This window comes from Thiomonas sp. (assembly GCF_054608695.1).
In genome coordinates, this window is record NZ_JBTRXV010000027.1 from 19596 (window position 1) to 44521 (window position 24926).

The following is a 24926-nucleotide window of genomic DNA, read 5'->3' on the forward strand; positions in this document are numbered from 1 at the left end:
ATCATGTGGATCGACATGCACTGTCATACAAAGCATTCGTATGACAACTGGCTCGAACCGCTGGACCTGATCCGGCGCGCCAAGACGCTCGGCCTCGACGGCGTCTGCATCACCGAACATTACTCGTATATGGCGTCGGAACCGGTCGAGGCGATCGCCCGTGACGAAGGTTTTCTGCTGCTGCGCGGCGTGGAGATCTCGACCGACCATGGGCATTTGCTCGCCTACGGTGTGCAGGACGATTGCTGGAATACCTGGGGTCAGGACAACTACCTCCCGTTGCTCGACGTCATCGCCCGCATCAACGGCCTGGGTGGAATCTGCGTGCCGGCCCATCCCTACCGCGCGACGGGGCTGGGCGGCATGCTCGACGCCATGTTCGATCTGCAGGGTCTCGCCGGTGTCGAGACGCATAACGGCGGCAATGTGGACGGCGACAACGACCGCGCCATCCAGACTGCCGTGCGGATGAAGCTGCCAACCCTGGGCGGCAGCGATTGCCACAAGGTCAGCGCGGTGGGGCGCTGCGCCACCGAGTTCGACGACCCGGTGCGCGATATGGCGGGTCTGATCGATGCGGTGAGACGCGGACGTTGCCGCGGCGCTTATTTCGAGGCCTACACAAGAGCCGGGTCGAATTCCATGGGCAGTCGGGGGACGCCGTGATGGATGCCGTAGTCACATCTGAAATCAGGTGGTGGAAGCAGAGTCTCACGGCGGGGGTGGAGGACTTTGGCGAGACCATCGCACTGACCATCGACGGCCAGCGCGTGCAAGCGCCTGTCGGCGCCACGGTGCTGAACGCGGCGACCGCGGCCGGGATCTACATCCCGGCGCTGTGCGCGCACCCCGATCTGCCGCCAGCGGCGCAACGTAGCTGCAGGGGCGAACCCGGGCCGGGCAGCGGCTGCAATCTCTGCCTGGTCGAAATCGAAGGCCAGCCGGGTCAGCGTAATGCTTGTTCCCTGCCGGTGGCGGCTGGCATGGTCGTGGTCAGCCAGGGCAAGGAGATTGCGGCAGCACGCCAGGCGAATCTGGCCAAGATCCTCGGCATCCATCCCCATGTCTGCCTGACCTGTCCGCAAAGGGATGGGTGTTCGCGCTCGCAATGCTCGTATGGAAACCCGCCCGAGACGCGCTGCTGCACGATTTTTGCGAGCTGCGAGCTGCGCCGGGTGGCGGACTACATCGGCATCCCGAACTCGACCCCGCCGTACAAGCCGGCGGCCCTGCCCGTCATCAAGGACGAGCCTTTTTTCGACCGCGACTACAACCTGTGCATCGACTGCCGCCGTTGCCTGGTCGCCTGCAACGTGGTGCGCGGCGTGGGCTGTCTGGAGGTCAAGGAGGTGCAGACGCCCCTGGGTCTGCGCCATTATGTGGGCACGATCGCGCCGACCCTGATCGAGTCCGGCTGCAGCTTCTGCCAGGCCTGCGTGACCGTTTGCCCGACCGGCGCCCTGATCGACCGCACCCTCGACCCGGCGCGACGCGAGGAATCGATGGTGCCGTGCAAGAGCGCCTGTCCGGCCGGCATCGACGTGCCGCGCTACGTGCAACTGGCGGCCGAAGGGAAATTCGGCGAGGCCACCGCCGTGGTGCGCGAAAAGCTGCCCTTCCCGGGTATCCTCGGCCGCGCCTGCTTTGCCATGTGCGAGTCGGCCTGCCGGCGCGGCCAGCTCGACGACCCCCTGTCGATACGCGGACTCAAGCGCATCGCTTCCGACAACGACACCGGAATCTGGCGCCAGTACGCCAAGCAGCTGCCGCCTAGCGGCAAGCGCGCTGCCGTGGTCGGCGCCGGCCCGGCAGGCCTGACGGTGGCGTTCTATCTGGCCAAGCAGGGCCACGGCGTCACGGTGTTCGAGGGCGAGCGCGCTGCAGGCGGCATGGCGCGCTATGGCATTCCCTCCTATCGTGTGCCCACCCAGGTCATCGACGGCGAAGTCGCCGAAGTCGAGCGCCTCGGCGTCGAGTTTCGCCATGGCAGGCAGATCGACGAGCTCGACTGCCTGTTCGCCGAAGGCTTCGACGCGGTCTTTGTCGGCATCGGTTGCCAGGGTGGCGACAAGCTTGGAATTCCGGGCGACGACCTGCCTGGGGTGGTCGACAGTGTCAGCTATCTGCGCGCCGCCACCATGGGCCTGGTCAACCAGCCCGACTCCATCCAGACCGGCGCGCGCGTGGCCGTGATCGGCGGCGGCAACGTCGCTACCGACAGCGCGCGCACCTCGCGCCGCTACGGCGCTGCGGTTGACATGGTCTATCGGCGCAGTCGCGAGGAAATGCCGGCGCGCTCCGAGGAGTTTGAGGGCTGTGTCGACGAAGGTGTGAACATGCGCTACCTGCTGGCCCCCAAACGCATCGAAGCCGGAACTGGCAAGAGCCGCCTGAACATCGCCTATGCCCAGATGACACTGGGCGAGGCCGACGCTTCCGGGCGGCGCCGTCCGATAGCTACTGGGGCCGAGGTCGAGGAGAGCGTTGACCTGGTGGTCGCTGCGATCGGCCAGCATCCCAAGCGATTTGGCGGATTCGGCGTCGTCACCGACGACAAGGGCCGCATCACGGTGCGCGCCGACTCCATGCTGACCAGCCGGCCGCGCGTGTTCGCCGGCGGCGACTGCGTGCTGGGTCCGTCCACCCTGATCGAGTCGGTGGCCCAGGGCCGCGTGGCAGCGCAGGCGATGGACATCCTGCTCGGTGGGGACGGCGACATCTCCGAGCGCTTGTTGCGGGATGGCTGGGAAACTTCGCCGCACATCGGCCGCGACCCAGGCTTCAACCAGCGCCGGAAATTCCATCCCATCATGCTCGAGCCGCAAGCGCGCACGGGCTGGGACGAAGTCGAGGCGGGTTTTGACGAAGCGAGCGCACGCGCCGAAGCTTCGCGCTGCCTCAAATGCAATCTGGCGCCACTCATCGCCGACGCCGTGCTCCCGCCCGAGTCCTGGCTGGAGTTCTCCGAGGCGGTGGTGCAGGCGGTGAGCACCGAGCCCGGGGTCTTTCAACTGCTGGACACGGACAAGAACGTGCTGTGCATCAAGGGCGTGGAGAACCTGCGCGAAGGGTTGCTGAGCCAGCTCGCGCGCGGGGCTAGCGCCGCCTATTTCATCGTCGAAGAGTCCGCCATGTTCACCTCGCGCGAGAGCCAGATGATCCAGGCCTACCTGCAGCAGTACGGAAAGATGCCGGGCGGCGGGGACGATGAAATGGACGACCTGTTCTAGGCGGCGGCATGAAGCCAGGATGCCATCCGACGCCCAAGCCGGGCGAAACGTGCAGGTGCCTGAACTGCGGCGCCGATGTCTGGCAGATCGAGGCAAGCGGCCAGCTGCGCTGCGCGGATTGTGATGCGGGCAGCCAGTTCTGCCTGCCGTTGAAACAGCTCAGGCGCGTTGCACAGGACAAACTCAAAGGGGACACCATGACAGACGCACAATTCCAGTTCATACGCTACGAGGTCGTCCGGGGCCTGGCCACGATCACCATCGACCGGCCGCCCTACAACGTGCTCGACATCCCGACCATGGAGGAGATCTGCGTCGCACTCGAGCGCTGCCAAGCCGCCACGGACGCCAAGCTGCTGGTTGTGACGGGGGCCGGAAACAAGGCGTTCTCCGCCGGAGTCGAAGTGGCGGACCACACCCCTGACAAGGTCGATCGCATGATCGACGTCTTTCACGGCATCTTTCGCCTGTTGCAGGAGATGCCGATGCCGACGCTGGCTGCCGTCAATGGAGCTGCGCTTGGAGGAGGCATGGAACTCGCGCTCGGCTGCGACATGATCGTGGCAGCGGCGGGCTCGAAATTCGGCCAACCGGAAATCAAGCTCGGGGTGTTTCCCCCGGTTGCCGCAGTCCTCCTGCCGCGCCTGATCCCCCCTGCACGTGCCATGGAGATCCTGCTGGGCGGCGACACCATCCTGGCCGACGAGGCTCTGCGCATCGGCCTGCTCAACCGGGTGTTCCCCAAGGAGAGCTTCGAGACCGATCTGGCGGCCTTCGTCGAGCCCTATCTGGCGCTGAGCCGCACGGCTCTGCTCAGCGCGCGCCGTGCGATACGCGTGGCCGCTGACAAACCCTTCGCAGTGGCCCTCGACGCCGCCGAGACCGTCTATCTCGAAGAGCTGATGAGCACCAGCGACGCGCAGGAGGGACTCGCGGCCTTTCTCGAAAAGCGCAAACCCGTCTGGCGCAACCAATAGCCAAAGTCAACACAGGAGCACAGCATGATTCCAGAGTTCATCGATACATGGCAGATGTCCGAGCCGGGAAAGCTCAAGCAGACCCGGGTTCCCATGCCGGCGCTCCTTGCGGGCGACGTGGTGGTGCAGATCAAGGGCTGCGGCGTGTGCCACACCGACCTGTCGTATTTCTACATGGGCGTGCCGACCGTGCAGCCTCCGCCGCTGTCCCTCGGGCATGAGATCAGCGGCGTGGTGGTCGGCGGCGAGGCCTCGCTGATCGGCAGGGAAGTGATCGTGCCTGCAGTCATTCCGTGCGGCACATGCGAGCTGTGCCTGGCCGGGCGTGGCAACCGCTGCCTGGCGCAAAAAATGCCGGGCAACTCGATGGGAATCTATGGAGGGTTTTCCAGCCACATCGTCTGCCAGTCCAAGTTCCTGTGCGTGGTCGGTGAGCGCGGGGACATCCCGGTCGAGCATCTCGCGGTGATCGCCGATGCCGTCACGACTCCGTATCAGGCCGCAGTGCGCGCAGGGCTCGCCCCGGGCGACCGGGTCATCGTCATCGGCGCCGCCGGCGGCGTGGGCAGCTTCATGGTGCAGGTGGCCAAGGGCATGGGCGCGGCGGCCGTGGTCGGCATCGACATCAACGGCGACAAGCTCAAGCTGATGGAGAACTATGGCGCCGACTTCACGATCGACCCGAAGGGCCTGGACGCCAAGGCCCTGAAGGCGGTCTTCAAGGGCTTTTGCAAGGCAAAGGGCCTGCCGTCCAACACCGGCTGGAAGATCTTCGAATGCACGGGCAGCAAGCCAGGACAGGAGACCGCACTGTCGCTGTTGTCCTTCGTCGGTACCCTGGTCATCGTCGGCTACGGCACCGACGAGACCAGTTACATGCTGTCCAAGCTGATGGCATTCGATGCCGAAATCATCGGCACCTGGGGCTGCACGCCCGACAAGTATCGGGCCGTACTCGAGATGTGCCTCGACGGGCGCATTCAGCTCGCACCCTTTGTCGAGACCAGGCCGATGAGCCAGATCGAGCAGGTGTTCGACGAGGCTCACCACGGCCTGCTCAAGCGGCGCGTCATTCTGACCCCCGATTTCTAAAACCACGTTTAGCAACTTCAGGAGATATCTCATGGCACTCGAATGGCTGCGTCGCGACGACAAACTCAAGGATCACGCGCTGTTTGGCGATGAACATTACGGTGAGCAGGCGCCGTCCGTCATCTACGAGAAGCGCCCGGTGATCGACCCGCATGGCAAGCCGGTGGACAAGCTGTTTGCATCCTGGATCATCCTCAACAACCCGAGCCAGTACAACTCCTACACGACCGAAATGGTCAAGGCCGTCATCGCTGGGTTCCAGCGCGCATCCAGCGATCGCAGCGTGGTGGCCGTCGTCTTCACAGGGATCGGTGAAAAGGCCTTCTGCACGGGAGGCAACACGGCTGAGTACTCCGCCTACTACTCCAAGCGGCCGAACGAGTACGGCGAGTACATGGATCTTTTCAATGCCATGGTGGATGGCATTCTCAACTGCAAGAAGCCGACGATTTGCCGCGTTAATGGCATGCGTGTGGCCGGCGGTCAGGAAATCGGAATGGCCACAGACCTGACCGTGACGTCCGATCTTGCCGTGTTTGGCCAAGCGGGCCCTCGGCACGGCAGTGCGCCCGATGGGGGTTCGACAGATTTCTTGCCGTGGATGCTGAACATGGAAGATGCGATGTACAACTGCATCTCATGCGAGACCTGGAGCGCTTACAAAATGAAAGCGAAGAATCTCGTGACCAAGGTTGTGCCGGTGCTCAAGCGCGATGGCCAGTGGGTGAGAAATCCCCTGGTGCGTACCGATGCCTATGTGGACGACGGCGAGCTTGTGTATGGAGAACCGGTCGCTGCGGACCAAGTCAAGGCCGCCAAGGATCTAATGGCGCAATGCACGACGGATTTCAGCAGACTCGACGCGGCGGTTCAGGATTTGCTCTGGAAGTTCACCAACCTGTTCCCCCATTGCCTGATGAAGTCGATCGATGGGATTCGCGGCAAGAAAAAGTTCTTCTGGGATCAGTTCAAGCTCCCCAACCGTCATTGGCTGGCTGCCAATATGAACCACGAAGCCTGGCTTGGCTTTAATGCCTTCGATGCCAAGAAGGCGACCGGGCAGGACCAGATCGACTTCATCAAGTACCGTCAGTTGGTCGCCCAAGGGGCGTTGTTCGACGACAAGTTTGCCGAACAGGTCCTGGCCAAACCGAAGGACTAAGCCCATGCAACTCAAGGATCGCGTAGCCATCGTCACCGGTGCGGGGCAGGGCATCGGTGCGAGCGTGGCCAAAGCTTATGCTAGAGAAGGTGCTCGCGTGGCGGTCATCGACATGAACTTCGACGCCGCCAACTGCGTGGTGCATGACATTCAGGCCGCAGCAGGGCAGGCCATGGCTGTGCCCTGTGACGTGGCCGAGCGTGAGCAGGTCCAAGCGATGGTGGATCGAGTCACGGCCGCGTGGGGGCGCGTCGATATCCTGGTGAACAATGCCGGTATCACGCGCACGGCCATGCTGCACAAGATGACTGTGGAGCAATGGAACCAAGTGCTTGCGGTGCACCTCACAGGCAGTTTCAACTGCCTGCAGGCGGTGGTGGACGGAATGATGGCGCGCTGCTACGGGCGAATCATCTATGTCACGTCTGCCGCCGGGGTCCTCGGGACCATTGGTCAGATCAACTACAGCGCTGCCAAAGCGGGCATTCTTGGAATGACCAAGAGCACGGCCAAGGAGCTTGCGCGGTACAACATCACCGCCAACGCCATTGCCCCGGGAGCAGCCACGCCCATGACGCAAACGATCCGAACCGACGAACGATTTAAGGAGAAATACCTGGAACGCATTCCGTTGGGCCGTTGGGCTGAACCTGAGGAGATCGCCCCGGTGTTTGTATTTTTTGCGTCCGATGCATCGGCTTACGTTACGGGGCAAATCCTCGCAGCGGATGGCGGCATGACCATCCACTAGGAGGACGCGATGGCGCACATTTATTCCTACGACGGTGTCATTCCGGCGATCGATCCCACAGCTTTCGTGCACCCGAGCGCGGTGATCATCGGAGACGTCATCATCGGGCCCGGTGTCTACGTGGCCCCTTGTGCTTCGCTGCGCGGAGATCTGGGCAGAATCATCGTGGGTGGGGGGGCCAACATCCAGGATACTGTTGTGGTTCACGGTTTCCCGCGCACCGACACGGTGATCGAGGAGCAAGGGCATATTGGTCACGGCGCGATCATCCATGCCTGCACCTTGCGACGCAACGTCCTGGTCGGGATGAATGCTGTCGTGATGGATTTCGCCGTGGTCGGCGAGTCGGCGATCATTGGGGCTTCGGCGTTCGTTCCTGCAAATAGCGAGATTCCTCCGCGAAGCTTGGCCATGGGAGTGCCAGCCAAGGTGATTCGCCTGCTTTCGTCCGAGGAGCAGGCATGGAAGCTGGAGGCCACCGCCACATACCAGCGACTGTGCCTGGATTCTCGCCGTTCCATGGTGCCGTGCGTGCCCCTAACAGCGCCTGAGGCGGATCGCCGCCGTTGTGCGGAACCCGATGTACTCCCTCTGTCGGAATTCAAGCGCCGCATCGGTGCCGAGTAGTAGCCAACACAACCCTACCGGAGCCCGGGCCCTTTATGCCCGGGCCCCAACACAATTTATAGACAATTTTCTTCGGGAGACGGGCGATGAGCAGCAATCAGCGAGTGACGTTCAATTGGGAAGATCCTTTTGACTTGGACGCGCAGCTCAGTGAGGATGAGCGCATGGTGCGCGAGAGCGCCTTCAATTTCGCCCAAGATCGGCTCGTGCCTCGTGTGCAAAACGCATTTCGCAACGAAACGACCGACCGCGACATTTTCAACGAAATGGGCGCATTGGGGCTTCTGGGCCCCACCATTCCGGAACAATATGGCGGAGCCGGCTTGAACGCCGTTGCTTACGGGCTGATCGCGCGAGAAGTCGAGCGCGTTGACTCTGGATACCGTTCCATGATGAGTGTGCAGTCATCCTTGGTGATGGTGCCCATTTATGAATTCGGGTCCGAGGAGCAGAAAACCAAATACCTGCCCAAACTAGCGACTGGGGAATGGGTCGGATGTTTCGGGCTGACCGAACCGAACCATGGCTCCGACCCCGGCTCGATGGCAACGCGCGCTCGAAAAGTCGACGGTGGCTACGTGCTGTCGGGGTCGAAGACGTGGATTACCAATTCGCCTATTGCCGATGTCTTTGTCGTTTGGGCCAAGACGGACGACGGTGAGATCCGTGGGTTTGTTCTGGAAAAGGGAGCCAAGGGCCTGTCGGCACCGGCCATTCATGGCAAGGTGAGTCTTCGAACATCGATCACCGGTGAAATTGTGGTGGACGAGGTCTTTGTCCCCGAGGAGCAACTGCTGCCGGGTGTGCGAGGACTCAAAGGGCCGTTCACCTGCTTGAATTCGGCCCGCTTTGGCATTGCCTGGGGTGCCCTGGGAGCCGCTGAGTTTTGCTTTCACGCGGCGCGCCAGTATGTGCTCGATCGTCACCAGTTTGGGCGTCCACTCGCGGCGAATCAGTTGATTCAGAAAAAACTTGCCGACATGCTCACCGAGATCGCACTGGGTCTGCAGGCCTGTTTACGACTCGGCCGCCTGAAGGATGCCGGCAAAGCACCGGTTGAGTTGGCCTCCATCGTGAAACGCAATTCCTGTGGCAAAGCCCTGGATATCGCCCGAATGGCCAGGGACATGCTGGGCGGCAATGGCATTTCCGACGAGTTCGGGGTCATTCGCCACATGGTCAATCTGGAAGCAGTGAATACCTATGAAGGCACTCACGATATTCATGCGCTGATCTTGGGGCGAGCCATTACCGGCATCGCTGCCTTTGCCAACTGAAATCGATTTGAGGCTGCCTGGCCGAACGAGGCAGGATTCAAGTGCAACCCCCGTAGGAGATCGATCATGCAAAGTGTCACCCAACTCCTGTCCGAACACCACAAGCATTGCGACCATCTCCTGGTTGCAGTGGAGAGTGCGGCGTTGGACGAAAACTGGGACGAAGCCGCCCGTCTGCACGCGGATTTGTCTCGGGACCTCGAGTCGCATATTCGTGCCGAAGAATCGATCCTTTTCCCGGCCTTTGAAGCGTTCACCGGAACCGCCGACGGACCAACCCAAGTCATGCGCTTGGAGCACGCGCAAATCCTTCAACTGCTTTCTGCGATGGTTGACGCCATTGACCGCCGAAGCTCCGAGGATTTTGGCGGTCAAGCTGAAACCTTCGTCATCCTGATGCAGCAACACAATTTGAAGGAAGAAAACATCCTTTATCCGATGTGCGACACATCCCTGTCAGCAAGGTCTAGCGAGATTGTCGAGCGCTTGCGGCATGTGATCCAGGCGGCGTCCTGACCGCAAAAATCCACCCGACATGCGAGTTGCACGATGCACATGATGTCGTTTGAGCAAGCGCCACCGATTTCTGTTCCGATGCGCTTTTTCCTCACGGCCCCCGTTTTCGGCATGCTCGCTGGATTTGTGCTGCTCTGGGTGGGGCCCGATGCGCTCATCGTGCGGTGGGCGCCGCCGACGCTGGCCATCGCCCATCTGATGACTGTTGGCGTGATGCTGCAGATCATGTGCGGGGCTTTGCTGCAATTCATCCCTGTTGCGACAGGCGGCAATATTTGGCGTCCAAACTGGATCGCCCACGTCGTCCACCCGATCTCAAGCCTTGCTGCAATCGTGCTTGCAGCCGGGTTCTTCAACAGCAATCCTGTTCTGCTCGAAGTCGGAGCTTCCCTGTTCGTGGTGTCGCTAGGCGTCTACGGTCTTGCCGTGGGCTTCGCCGTGTTTCGCACGCCGGCGAAGAACCCGACCATCGTTGCGCTGCGCTTGGCCATTGTTGGACTCGCGGCCACGGTGGGGTCGGGAGCGATCCTGGTGGAAACCCTCCAGGGGCGAACCCGCATTTCTGTGCCCCAACTGGCCGGCGTGCATGCAGCGTGGGGATTGGTTGGCTGGGCGCTGATGCTCCTCATGGGCGTATCCTTTTTTGTCGTCCCCATGCTCCAGATGACGCCCCCTTATCCAAAGCGGCTGCAGCAAAGCGTGCCGCCGCTGTTGTTCGTCCTCCTGGCCCTGTGTTCGGCACAGCTTGGTTGGGACACGCCGAGGTTGTGGACATCGCTGGAGTTTGCCGCCGTCGTGCTCGCTGCCGCTGCCTACGCCCTGACAACACTGTGGCTTCGGAAGCAACGTCAGCGCAAAGCGCGCGATCCGACCCAGCAGTTCTTCCGCTTGGCGATGGCTTGCATCCTGTTGGCTGGTGCGTCCTGGGCGCTGCTTGCGTGGCGTGGACCATCTGCGCAGACTTCCCCTGCCGCGCTCTGGCTTGGCGCGCTGATTCTTCAGGGCGTGTTTGCTTCGGCGCTCTGCGGCATGCTTTACAAGATCGCCCCTTTCGCAACCTGGATGCGCCTGCAAAAGCTTGATTCCACCATGTCAACCAAGCTGAACACACGCACCTTGCTGCCCGAAAGCCAGATCACCCTGCAGTTGCGCCTTCATGGCCTCGCGTTGCTCGCCCTGCTGGCGGCAACGGTGTTTCCCGATTTGACGCGACTCGCCGGAGTGTTGACGATCGCGTCCTATGCGTGGTTGGGTTGGAATCTCATCACGGTCTTACGGGTCTACTTGCGCTACCGGCCACACGATCGAATCAACCCTCAGATCACCCCAGTAGTGTCCGATTAAATTCCGAGAACAAATTCAATTGGTTAGCGAATGGGGCAAGCTCGGATCCAGAGCGATCGGGCTGCAAGGCGCATGAAAGCTGGGTTTTCTCGAAGACGGAGACTGACAAAATCTGCCTCTCTTGAATTCCGAGTGGGTAATCTTGGGGCATGTTGAACATCGGAATGAGGATCTGAGATGACGGCGGCCATCACCTGTGCAAACAGCGTCTTGCCCACGTTCATGCATCACTTCGGGTCGTGCAAACCCGGGAGCATCGCAAACTGGCAATCCGAAATTCAAATCGCGGGACACCCATGAATCTCTCGAAACCCGCGTTAGCATTGGCTTGGCGCGTTGCCGGCTTCAAATAAACCGGACACTACTGGGATGGCGCAGCGATTAAGGCCCCATGGTCACTAAAAATCAAGCCGAACGGATTTGCGAGTTCACAGGTGCAGATCACCTTCGGTCGATGGTTGACATCCACGCGCCTGCCAACCGCGTCAGCCATGGTCCGTTGGCTGAAAAAAGTATTTTCTTTATTTATTAGGGCGGACGCCTTACTTTCCGGCCTTGGCCGCCTTGGCCGCCTTGGCCGCCACTTTGGCGCGCAGTTTCTCAACATCTACAACAAAGCGGTTGTGGTTGCCGCGGCTAATCTCTTCGACGCCGTCCTTTGCGACTAGGTCGAAAGTAATCAAGCGCCCGTCAACCTTAGCGATGACAACAGTCATTTCCACGATCATACCGCACAGCGTTGCACCGCTATGGGTTATGCTGACCCCGATGCCGACAGAGTCTTCACCGCTGTCCAGATGTTCGAGCAACAGCTCTCGGCAGACGACTTCGAAGTCGTACAGGAGCGACGGAGTATTGTAGACGCGCAATTCTTCGCCGAGAAAATCGATGGTGCGCGACGTGTTAATCTCAATATGTCGAGTGGCGGACAAGCCCACTGTCAAAGTATCTTTCACTTGCGTTCCTTGCGGTGTATTATAGATGAATTATTAGTTGATATGAGTTAAGATATCTCGATTTATCTCATTATTTCGATCTTTTGAAGGGGGTAAAAATTGCGCATTTTTTGCATTTAATTATTAAATAAATAATTATTTTTTGCGAAACGCTGTGCTACGAGCCTTAGACATGGCCGCCGCAGGCGGCCATGTCTAAGGCCAAGCATGAGGTGGGCGCGTTGACGACGACACTGGGAAGCAAGATTCTCGCGCCGGGATGGGTCGGAGAACCTCGAATGCAGCTTCCTCGCCCTGAACAAGCTCGCCGCCGCCATCATCCCTATCCTCGAAGGGCCTCTGAGCGCCCCCAGGGTCGGCTCGCCGGCCCGCCCCCCGTGGGGGTCAAGGAAGCTTGGGGCGGCCCTGCGTTTCCTTGAGGGGGGCTAGGGATTGGTTTTTCGCGTTGCCGGGAGGCTAGTTGTTCTACAAAGGCACGATTCTCCTCAACTTTGGCCTGGATGTGTTGCACCTGCTCCGTGGCTAGGTGGCGGAAACGCCCCATGACTTTCAGGTATTCAGTCACCGGAACGGGGTCATCCACCGAGCGAGTGAGGTGCAGCCCCTGCGCTGGCGTGTATTCCCAAAGCATGACGAAATTGGATTCCACAGCCATGCGCGCCACTTCCATGTTCTTTTCGGAGGGAAAGCGCCAACCCGTGGTGCAGGGTGAGTAGACGTGAAGATAGGCGAAACCAGACTTGGATGCCTCAATGGCTTTGTCCAGCTTCTCGTAAAGATCCTCCATGTACGCCGTTGAGGCCGTGGCCACATAAGCGCAGCGATGTTGAACCATCAATAGTGGCATGTTCTTGGCATCCTGGGTCTTTCCCCTTGACTCGAGCCCCACCGGCGTCGTTGAGGTCCAGGCGCCGTAAGGCGTACAGCTCGAACGCTGCATGCCAGTGTTCATGTAACCTTCGTTATCCACGACCATAAATAGGATTTGCTCGCCCCGTTCCGCCGCGCCTGACAGCGATTGAAAGCCCACATCGGAAGCGCCGCCATCGCCGGCAATCGCCAACGCGGTCACCTCACGGCCGACTCGCTTGTACTGGCGCTTGATGCCGGTGAGCATGGCTGCCGTGTTGGTCAACAGTGGGTGGAACACCGGCACCTTGGTGCCGGCCAGGCCGTTGTAGCCGACCGCTCCCATCCCCGGAACGCAGCCTGGTGGAGTCGCTAGTATCGTCTCCGGACCGACGCGGCGTAATGTGTGCCGCATTAACAATTCGGTATTGCAGCCTTGGCAGCCTGCCAGACCAGGCGCAAACAGATCCTCCCAGTCGCCCACCTCGTTGTAGAGGCGCGCAGTCGTGATGTAGCGCAAGGCACCCGTAGGACAAGCCGGGACGCAGGCCGGCTGGCCCGCGCACATATCGCACTTGACGACATTGCCAGTGGACGTGTCTAGCGCGATGCCGGCATAGGCGCAGCCGGCTGTGCACAACAGGCAGGCCACGCACTTGCTACCATCCCAGCGGACAACGCCATCCACCGGGTCCTTCCCCAACGCACCTGCCGGACACACTGAAACACACTTGGGATCGCCGCACTGACGACAAATGACCAGTTCGAAATTTTCTCCCGCGGGCATAACCTGAATCCGCGAACGCGGGGTGTCGTCGGTGCCGGTCTTGGCCTGGGTGCAAGCCAGCATGCATTTGCCGCAGCCGTTACACTTGGCGGCATCGAAGGCAATCGTGTTGTAGCCCTGTCCCATGCTTATCTCCAGAGGCGAGACATAAATTCCCGCCCGACTGTGAGCGGATCGGCGACCAGTCGCTCGATGCTGTCCGTCAGGTCGGCGCGGCGCAAGATCAGCTGCCACATGACGCCGCTGTCAAAGAATTCGCCAATACCGAAAATTCCTAGCAGACGGCCATCCTGGAAAATCACACGTAGGTAGCGCCCGGCTGCTTCATCGACGCGCAGTCGCTCAATACCCCCGGTCGGTACAACGCCGGTACCGACAGAGATCGCATGGCGACCGAAGAAGTGGTAGGTATTGAGAGGCACACCGCCCAGATAATCCTTGCGGCTGGGATCGCCAGCCATGGCCATCCCAGCGATGCGACCCTGTTCGGTGGCGTCCGGCAGGATAGCGTTCATGGTGGTGCCTTCTTTGTAGAAATCCTTGGCTTGGGCGCAGTCGCCTGCCGCCCAGATGTTGCCGATGTTGGTGCCCATATCGTTATTCACGATGATGCCCGCAGCACAATTGATGCCGCTGTCGGCGAGATAGCCCAAGTCGGGCTTGACGCCGGTGGCCACCAGCAACAGGTCAGTTTCGAGACTGCCGCCGCCTTCCAGACTGACAGTGGCTCCCTGCGCCGACGGTGCGAGGCCGACGACGCGACGGCCGGTGAAGATGCGCGCGCCATGTTCGATGAAGGCGCGCCCGATGAAGTCGGCGGCTTGACGGTCGAAGTAGGCACCCAGCAGCTGATCCTGCATTTCGATGATCGTGACCTTTGCGCCGGACATCACCAGATTTTCTGCGGCATGCATGCCGACCAGTCCACCGCCCAGCACAACCGCCTGGCGCGATGCGCCGATGGCCGCCTTCAGTTTTAGCGCGTCGTCGAGAGTACGCAGCACGTGATACTGCACCTTGTCGAGGCCGGGAATGGGCGGAATCGCGGGCGCCGCGCCTGTGGCGAGCAGTAGCTTTTCGTAGCGCACCTCGCTGCCGTCAGCGAGCAGCGCGGTATTGCGCTGCGGATGCAGCCTAACCAAGGTCTGGCCCGGACGGTAGACGACATGTCGCTCAGCAAAGAATTCTTCGTTGCGCAGGAAGATGCGGTCCGGCGCTGAGCGCCCCGAAACAACATAGGGCAGAACAGTCGGTGAATAAGGAAGATGGCCGTCGCGCGTGATCAAGGCGAGGCTGCCGTCGGGGTCATGCATGCGAATGGCAGCCACCGCTTCGAGTGCCGCGTGGCTGCTTCCCACCACCAAATAGCGTGCATCTTCCATCGTTGCCTCAGTCATTTTCGTTGAGCCAGATTGGCTCGGTGGGAGCGAAGCCATAAAGCAGGGATTCCGTTTGCTCGATGACACGGTGGAAATGCTCAACGGTGATATCGGCGCCGGCCAGCCCGCCGATGAAACTCGCCACTGGCAGATGCCGGCCAAGCAGGTAAAGCGCGCCCAGAGTCTCTTGGTACATGGGGCCGCAGTTCCAGCGGAACCCGACCGAGCGGTCCACTACACCGAGCGCTTTGACCTTATTCAGCGCGGACACCAGCTTCGCCACAGGGAAGGGGCTGAAGGTCTTGAGCTTGAGGATGCCCACTCTCTTGCCGGCATCGCGTGCCTCGTCCACAGCATCCTTGGCGGCGCCGCTCATGCTGCCTAGCGTCATCAGCGCGATCTCGGCATCGTGCATACGGTATTCCTCAACCAGCGGTGCGTAATGACGGCCGAAGCGCCGGCCGTATTCCTCGTGGACATCACTGATCACACGCAATGCGTTCTGCATGCCGCGGCACTGGCTCTTGCGGTAACGCACGAAGGTGGCTGGCCCCTTGCCGCCCGAGCCACCGGTGAGCGGGTCGACCGCCATTGGTCGCAACGGATCCAGTGCGGCATGCCAGTTGACATCTTTCGCTCCCATGAATGCGTCGACCTCATCCTGCTCAGGAACGGTCACGCGCGAGGCGCCGTAGGAGAGGTAATTGCCGTCGAGGCAGACATTCACTGGCAGCATCACATCGTGATGCTCGGCGATTCTGAAGGCCATGATCGTGGTATCAAGCACTTCCTGCACCGACTCGCAATAGATCTGTACCCAACCCACCTCACGCACCGTCATTGCGTCCTGGTGGCCGCCCCATACCGACTGCGGCGTGATGCCGTCGCGGGTGACAATGGACATGACGATGGGCAGGCGCATGCCGGGAGTGCGGAAGTAGGGCTCGAACATGAAAGCCAAACCCGGCCCGCTAGTGGCGGTGAAGGTGCGACCGCCCGCCAAGGCTGCGCCTTGCAGCACCGAGAGCACCGAGTGCTCGCCTTCGGCGTCCACGATTTCAGCATCCATGCGCCCGTCGGCGACCAGCTTGGCAAGATGCTCCACCAGGCTCGACTGCGGCGTAATCGGATACACCGAAACCATGTCGGGGCGCACCAGCGCCACTGCCAGCGCAGCCGCTTCGTTGCCTTCGCAGACAATAAACTTCTGCTTCGCTGCCAGCGTTTCCTGGACCGCCGCGTTCATGCCCCAACCTCCGCGATCATGGTGATGGCGCGCTGCGGACACTCGTTAGCGCAGATGCCGCACCCCTTGCATGTGGCCAGATTGACGTCGAACCAGGCCGGCCGTTCGACGATGCACTGCACCGGACAGTAGAGCCAGCAAACGGCGCATTTGACACACTTGTCGCGGTCAACCACGGGCCGCATGCTGCGCCAGTCGCCCGGCAGCATCGGGTTGATGTCGACGGCGATCGGACAGAGATCGTCAGGCACTCCGGCCTTGGCGGGATCGAACATCGGATACGCAGTATGTTGGCTCATGCCGTAGCCCTTTGATTGATGTGATGCACCTCGGTTTCGTCGTAGCCGCGCTGCAACGCGCGCAGGTTCTGCTCCAGCCCAGCATCACGGAATTCCGAATCCAGCAGCGCCTGCTTCAGGGCGTCGAGCGAGATGATGCCGGTGGTACGTGCGAAGGCGCCCAACATCAAGGTGTTGGTGATCGGACGGCGAAAGATTTCAATCGCGATACGCACCGCATTGCACAGGCCGACGGTGGCGACGCCCTCGGGAATTACCAGTTCAGCCAAAGGTTTCCCTGTGGCTTGAACTAAGGCGCCGCCGGGCTTCAACCCGTCAAAGATGTTCACAGAATTGCCCATGGTGGGGTCAATGCAGATGAGACAATCTGGGCTCGTGATATTGGTCATGCGCCTGATTTCTTTGTCGCTGATGCGCAGGAAGGCCACCACCGGTGCGCCGCGGCGCTCGAAGCCGAACGAGGGAATCGCCACAGCGTATTTCCCGGCTTCGACCACGCCAGCCGCGAGAATGCCCGATGCGAGCACCGCCCCCTGCCCACCCCGTCCATGTAGACGGATTTCGTACATTTCGCCTCCTCGTTGTCATGTCTTCGTCGCTGACGATCATGATTACCGGCCTCTTAGCCGTAAATGGCTTCTTAAACTTTTACCCTACGGGCCGTCCCTGACCGCTTTCGCGTTTTGGCCCAATGGCACGTCCACGTACCGGTCGCTTGGGCAAAGTAAAACCCTGCGTAAAAGCTGCCCGGCATATCAGGGTGTATTTAAAGCGCCATCCCATCACCGCTGCCAGCGCGCCAGCCACGACTGCTGGTGCGGCCGCTCCAGTCATCCCGGCCAGCAACGCAAGCATGGCGGGTATAGCGCTGCCGACCCAGAGGAACTCCGCATCGATTTTTCTCAGTGCTTTGATTGAGCCTGCAGGTGCGCCGTCTTTCACCAACGCTGAGAGATAACGCCGCCAAGCGATAAGGCGTAGTCCGGCGAACAGCGCTAGCAGGTAGTCCGCGGACAGCGGTTGCGGATAGAGCCAGTCTGCGCACACCAGCAGGCTTAGGCCTTCGGTGAGCCCAGTTACCACCATCAGCTGCAGACAGCGTGAATGGCGCCAAGCCGGTATTCCCTTGTTGGCGGCGAGAATACGCGCCTGCGCATAAAGAAAAGCCAGCCCAAGCAGGCCCGTCGTTCCGGTGAGGACGCTTCGTCCGCTCCACAGGGCCAGGAACCCCGAGACGAACAGCAAAGCTGCCACCGAGGCTTCGCGTGCCATCCAGGAAGAACTGAAATGCCGAAAAGTGTTGAGGGCTCGCCAGGGCCGGCCGATCTCGAACCAGACGCATGCAAGGCCGAAGCCGATCAGCGCTAGGCCAGCACCGATGAGGGGACGCACATCGCCTCCATGCAGCGCATCAAGTGCTACCCACAGCAGTAGGCTCCCGCCAGTGCCTCCGGCGATGAAATTGCAGGCGGCACGCCAGTCCCAGTTGGCCTGCTGACGCGGCAAGACACGATCTGGATATTGCGGTAGGGCCGTCATTTTTCGTTCCACACGTAATACACCGATGGATCGGTGCCCAGTTCCTCGTGCAGGCGGAAATGCTGGGTCTGCGCGAGGAGTTGCGAGACGTTGCTATTCTTGTCGCCGATATCGCCGAAATGCATGGCACCGGAAATGCAAGAATTAACGCAGGCGGGCGTCACTTCCGGGTCGCGGCCCGGCACCTGCCCAGTACGTTCGGCCAAATCGATACGATCCCTACAAAACGTGCATTTGGTGGCAACGCCCAATCGTTCTGGATCGAAACGTGCTGCCTCGGATGCGATTGGCTTGGCGCCGTAGGCATAGCGCGGCTCATGCACGATTGAGCGCGCCTCGTACGGACAGGCCATGATGCAATTGGCGCAGCCGATGCAGATGTCATAATCAATGGTCACCAGGCCGTCGTTGCGCTTCTTCGTCGCCGATGTAGGGCAGACGTCTTCACAAGGCGGGTTGGCGCAATGCATGCACGCCACCGGCAAAAAACTGCGCTGTACGTCCGGGAATTCACCGCTTTCGAGATCGAGTACACGCCGCCATTGCACGCCAGGAGGGGTTGCGTTGGCGGTTTTACATGCGGCGGTACAGGTCTGGCAGCCGACGCAGCGTCGCAAATCTATGGCCATGACGTAGCGCTTCATGCCATCGCCTCCACGCGGCGCACCGCCACACGCACGATATCTGAGCCGGAACCAGTGGCGTCGGTCAGATCCAGCGACATGGGCGCGATGGTGTTGAGGCTGGGTAGCTCTAAGTCCTTGGCAAAGGGCGTCGCCCAGTGGTCGAACTGACCAATCATGACGAGGGTGTCGGGGCGCACCCCATGCGTCAGTGCGGCCTTGCCGTAAGTCGTGCCAATATGGGAACGGATCTCGACGCGGTCGCCATCGGCAATGCCAAGGCCGGCCGCTGTCTTTGTGTTCATGATGACACCGCCGTGGCCACGCACGTTCTGCGCGATTTCGTTCATCATCGCGATGCCGGCGTTGCCGCCAGCGTGGTATTGCATGCTCTTGGTGGACAGCAACCAGAACGGGAAGTCCGCGGCCTTAGCGCCAGATCTTTCTAGATTGCGCAACCAGCGCGCGGGGACGTCGTGCCACTCCGGTAGCGCTGCGTATTCCGAAAGCTGCTCGTCCCACCAGGCCATGCGCTTCTCGTGCAAGCGATTACCGAGTTCGCGCCCTAGCCGCAGCAAGCGCTCCTGGTAGGGCAGTTCGTAACGTAGGCCATGCCTCTGCAAGGTCGGTGTCAAATACCAGTCAAGGCGCGACATCGGGACCGCGTAGAAGCCATGCTCTTTGAACCAGCTGAAACCGTGCTCCTCCTTGCCTCCAGAGAGCGTCACCGACGCGGCGCGACAGACCGCATCCCAGATCTTGTCCGGTGCGGGTTCCTGCGCCGGATCAAGGCGGTAGTCGTAGCCCTCGCCCTTGAGGGGCGAGACGCCAGAGACGCCACGGTTGATCGCTTCGACGTAGGGGATGAGCAGGCCGGTGCGCTTGGCAAGTTCAGTGCTGATCCAGGTAAAGTCGCGGGCGTTGCCCTGAGGTTCCACCGCGCTTTGGCGCAACACCACTCCCTTATAGTCCCAGAACTGCTCCATGTACTTGGTGCCCCCCATGCGAATCATCTGGGTCGATTCGAGATCGGTCGCCTCTGGCAACAGCAGGTCAGCCATGTAGTTGGTCTCGTCTATCGTGTAGGCAAAGCAGACCATGAAAGGGAAGCGAGCAACAATTTCTGCCAGTTTTTTGGTGTCCCAAAAAGAGATGACTGGATTGGAGCGATAGACGATCCACAGTTCCGGGAGGGTCGGCATCGGCATATTCCAGTCCGCGGGCCGTTCCTGTTGGAACATCCAGGCCAACTGCGTTGGGCCGAGAGCCTGGCTCCAAGCGCCATTGTGGCCAACGATAGGCACCAGCGTCTGGTGCAGGTTCCGGGTGGCGGGCTCAGCCTGCCAACTTTCTGCGTCGGTTGGATTAAACGACTGCGCCATGAAGCCATCTTCTCCCGGCGTGACACTGAGATGCCGGTTGTCTTGGTGGCGGTTCAGTCGCACCGTGGTGCCAACGAGTCCGCCGGGATTTTCGAGTGCGCCCACCAACACAGCTAATACAGTGCGGGCCCAGCAGCACTCGTAAGCGCCCCAACCATTGTTCACCGACTTACCTAGAGTCACCGCCACCGGTCGCAGCGGCAGGGTCTCGCCGTCGATTATGATGGTGGCGCCGATGCTCGCGCTTTCCAAATACTCATTGGCGATGCGGCGTATCGTGGCAGCTGGCACGTCGCAGATCGTCTCGGCCCATTCCGGCGTGTATTTGGCGATGTGATTCGACAGCATCTCGTAGGCGGTCTTGCCTTCGACGTCCGAATATTCGCGGCGCGCCTTGTCGGCGTCGACAACCGCGGCGCGGGCAACCCGATAACGCCCAGCCACGGCCGGCTTTGTTCCCGGTGTGTCGAAGGCGACGGCGCAACAAGTCTCATCGTCCCAGACCAGCGGTTTGTCATTGTCCGCATCACGCAGATAAAGACCGTCGGGCGCCACTAAGTAGGGCGAGCAAGTCCGGTCGCGCAGGAAGGGAATGTCCAGTTTGGCCAAACCATGCTCGTGCACGAGGACATGGATCAGCGCGAACAGGAAAGCGGGGTCGGTCTTGGGTCGAATCGGCACCCATTCCGAGGAGCAGGCCCCGGTAACCGTGAGATGTGGCTCGACCTGCACGCGCTTGTAACCACGCAGGCGCGCGTCAGCATGGCGAATCACGGCGCAGGGGCCGCCTGTGATTTCTACGTTAGCGCCGACTGCGATAACGTAGAGTGCATTGGGCGTGTCGGAAGTGACGGTAAAGGCGCGATGCCAGAACTCTCCGTAGAGATGCTCGGAGTGAACGCACTTGACACCCTGACCCGAACCGAAGCTGTAATCGATTGGCCCCCAGGCCGAGAGCAGGGCGGGAAAGGTGCCCATGTAGTTGGCGGGCGTACCGCCATGGCCGAAGCTCACGGCGACACGCGGCAGCCCTGATTCGTCGCGCAAGCCGTTGGCGCGGATGGCGTTCATCTTCGCCGCCACGATGTTCAGCGCCTCATCCCAGGAAATCGGCTCGAAGCCTGGATCTTCGTTCCGCCCTTTTTTGGGGTTGGTCCGCTTCATCGGACTCAAGACACGATTCGGGTTGTAAGTTTTTTGGATCAGCCCGTAGGCCTTGACGCAGACCCGGCCACGAGCCGGATGCACGGCCTCGGCGTCGAAGTTGGGCTCAATCTCGGTAGCGATGCCGTCCTCGACCTTGACCTTCATGAAGTCGGGACCCGAGACGCAGTTGTAGCAAAAGGTCGGGACATGCTTGACCGTCTTCGCTTTGCTCATGCTTTGACCTCTTTTCTCAGGTAGACATGCGCTCGGGATGCGCGTAGACAGTGAAACGGGGCCCACGCAGAAAGCAGATCAATGTCAGCCCCGCCCTTTCGGCGACCCGGACCGCCATGCCAGTTGGTGCTGATAACGCGGCTACACAACCGATGCCAACGGAGACCGCCTTGCATACGATCTCGTAACTGGCGCGGCTGGTCATCAACACAAAGCCTTCATCCAGGGATGCGCGCGTTACCACCAACGCGCCGATCAGCTTGTCAAGTGCGTTATGGCGACCGACATCCTCGCGCACGCAGACTACTTGGCCGTCCCTACGACACCATGCCGCTGCATGCATGGCGCCGGTGTAGCCGTGCAGATGCTGGTACTGGGCCAAGCTGGCCGCAGCGCGCGTTAAGGCCGATGGCATCAGAAGCGCATTGGAGACTGGCACACGCAAGGGCCGGCACTGCACCTGCTCCAGACTTTCGACTCCACATAGACCGCAACCCGTGCGCCCAGCCAGGGTACGGCGATGTGCACGCAATGCCATGGCACAAGAAGCCGCGATGTGCATTTCGAGCGAGATACCTTTGCTGCTTTCGCGGACCTCAATGTCGAAGATGTCGCCCCGGGCGCCGACTATGTCTTCGCTTAGGCTGAAACCTAAGGCGAAATCCTCCAGATCCTGAGGGGTGGCTAGCATCACCGCATGGGAGATTCCGTTGTAAACGAAGGCAACCGGAACCTCTTCGGCAACGCATTCAGTGCGTTGCTCAAGTTTCTCATGCTCCCACAATCCGACGTGGCAAGGACCATGCGGCTCCCAGGACTGTGTTTCAACTGTTTCTTGCATGCTATTTTTGCCTTCAAATTGGCTGAGGCGGGAGTGTTGTTCTGACTAAATCGCCTGATGGCCTCCGCTATCAGCCTCGCAAAACGAGAAAACGAGCGAGACACAAATATGTAGAGCAGATTCTGTACTGACAAGGCAACGAATGTAAGGTGGCTTCACCTCTCAATATTGATCCAAGTCAACATGATACAAAATACACCGACCGGTCGGTCTATAAATTTCCGTGCTGACTTGCGGTGATCGCCGGCGCAGCTCCCTTGCCGCGCACCGAAGTCATCAAGAAGGTCTGGGAGCACATCAAGAAGCGTGGCCTGCAGGACGCCGCCAACAAACGCATGATCAATGCCGACGCCAAGCTCAAGCCGATCTTCGGCAAGCCGCAGGTCAGCATGTTCGAGATGACCAAGCTGCTCAATGCGCACCTGAAGTAAACCCGCCTCAAACCTTCCGCCACCGCGCATGAGCAACCCCAAGTCCAAACCTGGCGCGAGTGATGCCGAGGTCATCGCCATGCTCCAGCGGTACCACTGCCCCACGCCGTTTCATGAGGTCCGCACCCGGTTCCTGGGCAACATCGCCACGCCCCTGACGGCATCGCCCCTTGAGGTGGTCAAAGGACTATGGGGCGGCGAGTTGCCGGAGTTCGACAAGATGGATGATGTCAATGCCTTGTTCGGCGTCCTGGTCGCCGGACTCTGGAATCGGCTCACCACACACCAGGACGGCCGCAACCCCTTTCGACTCCTGCGCTTTGAAGTCGCCCCGACTCGCGAGGGTACCCTTCGCCTGGCGCAGACGCGTCTGGACGAGTTGGATGGTTTTGTGGAAGGCCTCTTTGGATCGGCATCCGAGATCCATCTGCCCGAGTCCGCCCATGAAGCCCTGGTCATCCTGGGCGAGTTGCGGGGGATGTTTGCCGGATCCCTGCCGCTGCTGCAGGATGAAGCCAAGCCGGCGAGTGCGGCCGACCTGAAAGATCTGATCCAGAACTTTCAGAAACTCTCCATCATTGCCGAGGCCGAGATGCACAAGATCGTGCCGGCTTGCAAGCATGCTCGGGCTGGCCATGTCGCCGCAATGGCTGTGACCCGGCCAACCCTGCACTGAGGGCCGCGTTCACCCAGCAACTGCAGTCGCATGCACGCACAGCAGCCCCCCCCAGCCGGCCAGCCACGGCGGCTACATCCTGTGGGTCATGCTGGGCGTTCTGGCTTTCCTGGCCGTGTTGGGCGGTCTCTATCGTGCCCAGACCCGCCGCCCCATGGTTTTTGCACCAGGGGCCTGGTTGACGACAATGACCTTGGCCGGCGTGTTGCCTCACGAAGGAATGTCGCTGGCCATCGCGGGGGATCTGTCCGCGCCGATCGGTGCCCCGCGAGCGCGGCAGACGCTTGGCATGACCCTGGCGCAGGCAGGCGATGAGTCCCGGCGCAACTCCCCCTTGGGATGGGCGTAGATGGCGTTGTAGATCGTCTCGTGCGGCACGTGGGCGGCTGGGGTCGGAGAGGAAGGTGCGCTTGAGCGTGTAGCGGCACTATAGCCGGAGCAATAGTCCTAAGAGATCTGTTACTCGGTTCTCATGAAACCGCCCCTTCTCGCAAAAATCCTGCAATTCAAGGGAGTGGGCGGCTAATCACGACAGCCCCGCGAAGATCGCCGATTTTGTAGCCGGTTGCTTGGTCGTGCGGATACAACGCTTTGATTCTTGCGGCAACTGGCACCGGGATGTTCTGGGCGTCGCCATGGCAGGTCATGCATTGAGCCTGCAGTACGATGGCTTTGGCGTAATGCAGCGTGGTCTTGCCGTTTTCGGTCACGGCCTCGTGCCATTCGAGGGTCTTTGGATCTGCCCCGTTGTGCAGGTCGCTGGTGAAATCTTCCAGCGCCTTGCGCTGCCATCCAGTGGGCGTACCTAGATCGACATTGCGCACCCGCGTGCCGACACGCGTGATTTCCCAGCCAGTCTTCTCGGCGAGATTCAACGCAATTGCTGGCCCGATCTTGTGACACACGTTAATCGAGTTCACAGGGCCGCTGTCTTGCATGCTTTTTTGCAGTTTTCCCGACAAGGTTTTGAGCAAATCAACGGCAACCGCGCGTGTGCTTGCTAGCGTGCTGGCGTCTACATGTGGAGTCTCTGAAGACTCTGCGCGCGCTGTTGTGAGAAGCAGGCTGAGCGCAAGTGTTGTCAAAGCGAATGGAGTGAATTTCATGGGCAATTTTTAGGAGGCAAGATTGAAGTGGAGCAAAGTGGTTATTTTCACGCGAAGGTATCGCTCATCAGCGACCCGTACCAAGTTTCCATGTCCTTGAAGTTATCACTGCTCCATCCTGTGGATTCACCGGCTACCGAGGGCTGCATCGCCATGCTGCTGGCGTTGTACTGGAACACATCCGTTAGCCAGGACGCCTGCTGCATCGTGATGGTTGAAAAGCACGCCGAATTGGTGACAGGGGCCGGGTCCGGTTGTTGTCCGATAAGGATGCGACTGATGGCGTCGGCACAGACTTTGCCTTCCTGATTGGCAATATGCCCCGACTTGGGCTGAGTAACCGTGTTGAAAGTCAAGCAGTGAGAGGCTGATTTTGAGCGTTCAGGTGGTCCCGGGTGATGGCATTGAGGTGGGTGATCAGCTTGCGCATGCAGGCGATCAAGGCCACCTTCTTGA

24 protein-coding genes and 2 pseudogenes are annotated in these 24926 nt (G+C 60.6%); 12 read left to right on the plus strand and 14 right to left on the minus strand.

Annotated features, from left to right (window positions below):
• Window positions 1-3 precede the first annotated feature (3 nt).
• The 10 genes from ACYCUK_RS10920 (at window position 4) to ACYCUK_RS10965 (ending at window position 10976) form a co-directional block, all read left to right on the plus strand.
• On the plus strand, window positions 4-666 hold the full coding sequence (locus ACYCUK_RS10920) for a CehA/McbA family metallohydrolase (protein WP_461594795.1): 663 nt from the start codon (window positions 4-6) through the stop codon (window positions 664-666).
• The gene (locus ACYCUK_RS10925) at window positions 666-3230 is read left to right on the plus strand and encodes an FAD-dependent oxidoreductase (RefSeq protein WP_461594796.1); all 2565 of its coding nucleotides are present in this window, start codon (window positions 666-668) and stop codon (window positions 3228-3230) included. The genes ACYCUK_RS10920 and ACYCUK_RS10925 overlap by 1 nt, the downstream gene beginning before the upstream one ends.
• Before the next feature lie 197 nt (window positions 3231-3427).
• Window positions 3428-4207, plus strand: a complete 780-nt coding sequence (locus ACYCUK_RS10930) for an enoyl-CoA hydratase/isomerase family protein (RefSeq protein ID WP_461594797.1) — start codon at window positions 3428-3430, stop codon at window positions 4205-4207.
• 24 nt (window positions 4208-4231) lie between these two features.
• A complete protein-coding gene (gene had / locus ACYCUK_RS10935; protein WP_461594798.1) occupies window positions 4232-5299 on the plus strand; it encodes a 6-hydroxycyclohex-1-ene-1-carbonyl-CoA dehydrogenase in 1068 nt (355 codons plus the stop codon).
• Window positions 5300-5330: 31 nt separating this feature from the next.
• Entirely contained in the window at window positions 5331-6461 is a 1131-nt protein-coding gene (gene oah, locus ACYCUK_RS10940; protein ID WP_461594799.1) for a 6-oxocyclohex-1-ene-1-carbonyl-CoA hydratase, read from the plus strand.
• Window positions 6462-6465: 4 nt separating this feature from the next.
• Window positions 6466-7212 carry an SDR family NAD(P)-dependent oxidoreductase gene (locus tag ACYCUK_RS10945; RefSeq protein ID WP_461594800.1) on the plus strand — a complete coding sequence of 249 codons (747 nt, stop codon included), beginning with the start codon at window positions 6466-6468 and terminating at the stop codon, window positions 7210-7212.
• 9 nt (window positions 7213-7221) lie between these two features.
• Window positions 7222-7839, plus strand: coding sequence for a phenylacetic acid degradation protein PaaY (locus ACYCUK_RS10950; RefSeq protein WP_461594801.1), 618 nt, complete (start codon window positions 7222-7224; stop codon window positions 7837-7839).
• An 86-nt stretch (window positions 7840-7925) separates the two neighbouring features.
• Window positions 7926-9116 carry an acyl-CoA dehydrogenase gene (locus ACYCUK_RS10955; RefSeq protein WP_461594802.1) on the plus strand — a complete coding sequence of 397 codons (1191 nt, stop codon included), beginning with the start codon at window positions 7926-7928 and terminating at the stop codon, window positions 9114-9116.
• Between the two features lie 66 nt (window positions 9117-9182).
• Window positions 9183-9632: a hemerythrin domain-containing protein gene (locus tag ACYCUK_RS10960; RefSeq protein ID WP_461594803.1), complete on the plus strand. Its 450-nt coding sequence runs from the start codon at window positions 9183-9185 to the stop codon at window positions 9630-9632.
• A 213-nt stretch (window positions 9633-9845) separates the two neighbouring features.
• The gene (locus tag ACYCUK_RS10965; RefSeq protein WP_461594804.1) at window positions 9846-10976 is read left to right on the plus strand and encodes a hypothetical protein; all 1131 of its coding nucleotides are present in this window, start codon (window positions 9846-9848) and stop codon (window positions 10974-10976) included.
• Between the two features lie 542 nt (window positions 10977-11518).
• Here ACYCUK_RS10965 and ACYCUK_RS10970 read toward each other — a convergent pair.
• The 10 genes from ACYCUK_RS10970 to fdhD all read right to left on the minus strand — a co-directional run bounded on the left by ACYCUK_RS10970 (window position 11519) and on the right by fdhD (window position 22257).
• Window positions 11519-11932 (minus strand): thioesterase family protein, encoded by a 414-nt coding sequence (locus ACYCUK_RS10970; RefSeq protein ID WP_461594805.1) that lies wholly within the window; start codon window positions 11930-11932, stop codon window positions 11519-11521.
• A gap of 322 nt (window positions 11933-12254) precedes the next feature.
• A complete protein-coding gene (padI, locus tag ACYCUK_RS10975; protein WP_461594806.1) occupies window positions 12255-13694 on the minus strand; it encodes an NADH-dependent phenylglyoxylate dehydrogenase subunit beta in 1440 nt (479 codons plus the stop codon).
• A 2-nt stretch (window positions 13695-13696) separates the two neighbouring features.
• Entirely contained in the window at window positions 13697-14950 is a 1254-nt protein-coding gene (gene padH, locus ACYCUK_RS10980) for an NADH-dependent phenylglyoxylate dehydrogenase subunit epsilon (protein WP_461594807.1), read from the minus strand.
• A 7-nt stretch (window positions 14951-14957) separates the two neighbouring features.
• Window positions 14958-16193: an NADH-dependent phenylglyoxylate dehydrogenase subunit alpha gene (gene padG, locus ACYCUK_RS10985; RefSeq protein WP_461594808.1), complete on the minus strand. Its 1236-nt coding sequence runs from the start codon at window positions 16191-16193 to the stop codon at window positions 14958-14960.
• Window positions 16190-16468 (minus strand): NADH-dependent phenylglyoxylate dehydrogenase subunit delta, encoded by a 279-nt coding sequence (padF, locus tag ACYCUK_RS10990; protein ID WP_461594809.1) that lies wholly within the window; start codon window positions 16466-16468, stop codon window positions 16190-16192. The genes padG and padF overlap by 4 nt, the downstream gene beginning before the upstream one ends.
• 20 nt (window positions 16469-16488) lie before the next feature.
• Window positions 16489-17061, minus strand: a complete 573-nt coding sequence (gene padE, locus ACYCUK_RS10995; protein WP_461594810.1) for an NADH-dependent phenylglyoxylate dehydrogenase subunit gamma — start codon at window positions 17059-17061, stop codon at window positions 16489-16491.
• Window positions 17062-17140: 79 nt separating this feature from the next.
• Complete coding sequence (locus tag ACYCUK_RS11000; protein ID WP_461594811.1) at window positions 17141-18031, minus strand: DmsC/YnfH family molybdoenzyme membrane anchor subunit; 891 nt, start codon at window positions 18029-18031, stop codon at window positions 17141-17143.
• A complete protein-coding gene (locus tag ACYCUK_RS11005) occupies window positions 18028-18675 on the minus strand; it encodes a 4Fe-4S dicluster domain-containing protein (RefSeq protein ID WP_461594812.1) in 648 nt (215 codons plus the stop codon). The genes ACYCUK_RS11000 and ACYCUK_RS11005 overlap by 4 nt, the downstream gene beginning before the upstream one ends.
• Complete coding sequence (locus ACYCUK_RS11010) at window positions 18672-21416, minus strand: molybdopterin-dependent oxidoreductase (protein ID WP_461594813.1); 2745 nt, start codon at window positions 21414-21416, stop codon at window positions 18672-18674. Before ACYCUK_RS11010 ends, ACYCUK_RS11005 begins: the two co-directional genes overlap by 4 nt.
• A gap of 16 nt (window positions 21417-21432) precedes the next feature.
• Window positions 21433-22257 carry a formate dehydrogenase accessory sulfurtransferase FdhD gene (gene fdhD, locus ACYCUK_RS11015; protein ID WP_461594814.1) on the minus strand — a complete coding sequence of 275 codons (825 nt, stop codon included), beginning with the start codon at window positions 22255-22257 and terminating at the stop codon, window positions 21433-21435.
• A 236-nt stretch (window positions 22258-22493) separates the two neighbouring features.
• On the opposite strand from fdhD, the gene ACYCUK_RS11020 reads away from it, so the two are divergent.
• Both ACYCUK_RS11020 and ACYCUK_RS11025 read left to right on the plus strand, forming a co-directional pair.
• On the plus strand, window positions 22494-22688 hold the full coding sequence (locus ACYCUK_RS11020; protein WP_461594815.1) for an SWIB/MDM2 domain-containing protein: 195 nt from the start codon (window positions 22494-22496) through the stop codon (window positions 22686-22688).
• Window positions 22689-22716: 28 nt separating this feature from the next.
• Window positions 22717-23364: a hypothetical protein gene (locus ACYCUK_RS11025; protein WP_461594816.1), complete on the plus strand. Its 648-nt coding sequence runs from the start codon at window positions 22717-22719 to the stop codon at window positions 23362-23364.
• 238 nt (window positions 23365-23602) lie between these two features.
• Here ACYCUK_RS11025 and ACYCUK_RS11030 read toward each other — a convergent pair.
• The 4 genes and pseudogenes from ACYCUK_RS11030 to ACYCUK_RS11045 form a co-directional block, all read right to left on the minus strand.
• A pseudogene (locus ACYCUK_RS11030) lies at window positions 23603-23748 on the minus strand (IS30 family transposase); the annotation flags it as partial.
• A 122-nt stretch (window positions 23749-23870) separates the two neighbouring features.
• Window positions 23871-24470 carry a Tll0287-like domain-containing protein gene (locus ACYCUK_RS11035; RefSeq protein WP_461594817.1) on the minus strand — a complete coding sequence of 200 codons (600 nt, stop codon included), beginning with the start codon at window positions 24468-24470 and terminating at the stop codon, window positions 23871-23873.
• 47 nt (window positions 24471-24517) lie between these two features.
• Entirely contained in the window at window positions 24518-24826 is a 309-nt protein-coding gene (locus ACYCUK_RS11040) for an FCSD flavin-binding domain-containing protein (RefSeq protein WP_461594818.1), read from the minus strand.
• A pseudogene (locus ACYCUK_RS11045) lies at window positions 24823-24926 on the minus strand (IS110-like element ISCARN26 family transposase); the annotation flags it as partial. The gene ACYCUK_RS11040 and the pseudogene ACYCUK_RS11045, both read right to left, overlap by 4 nt.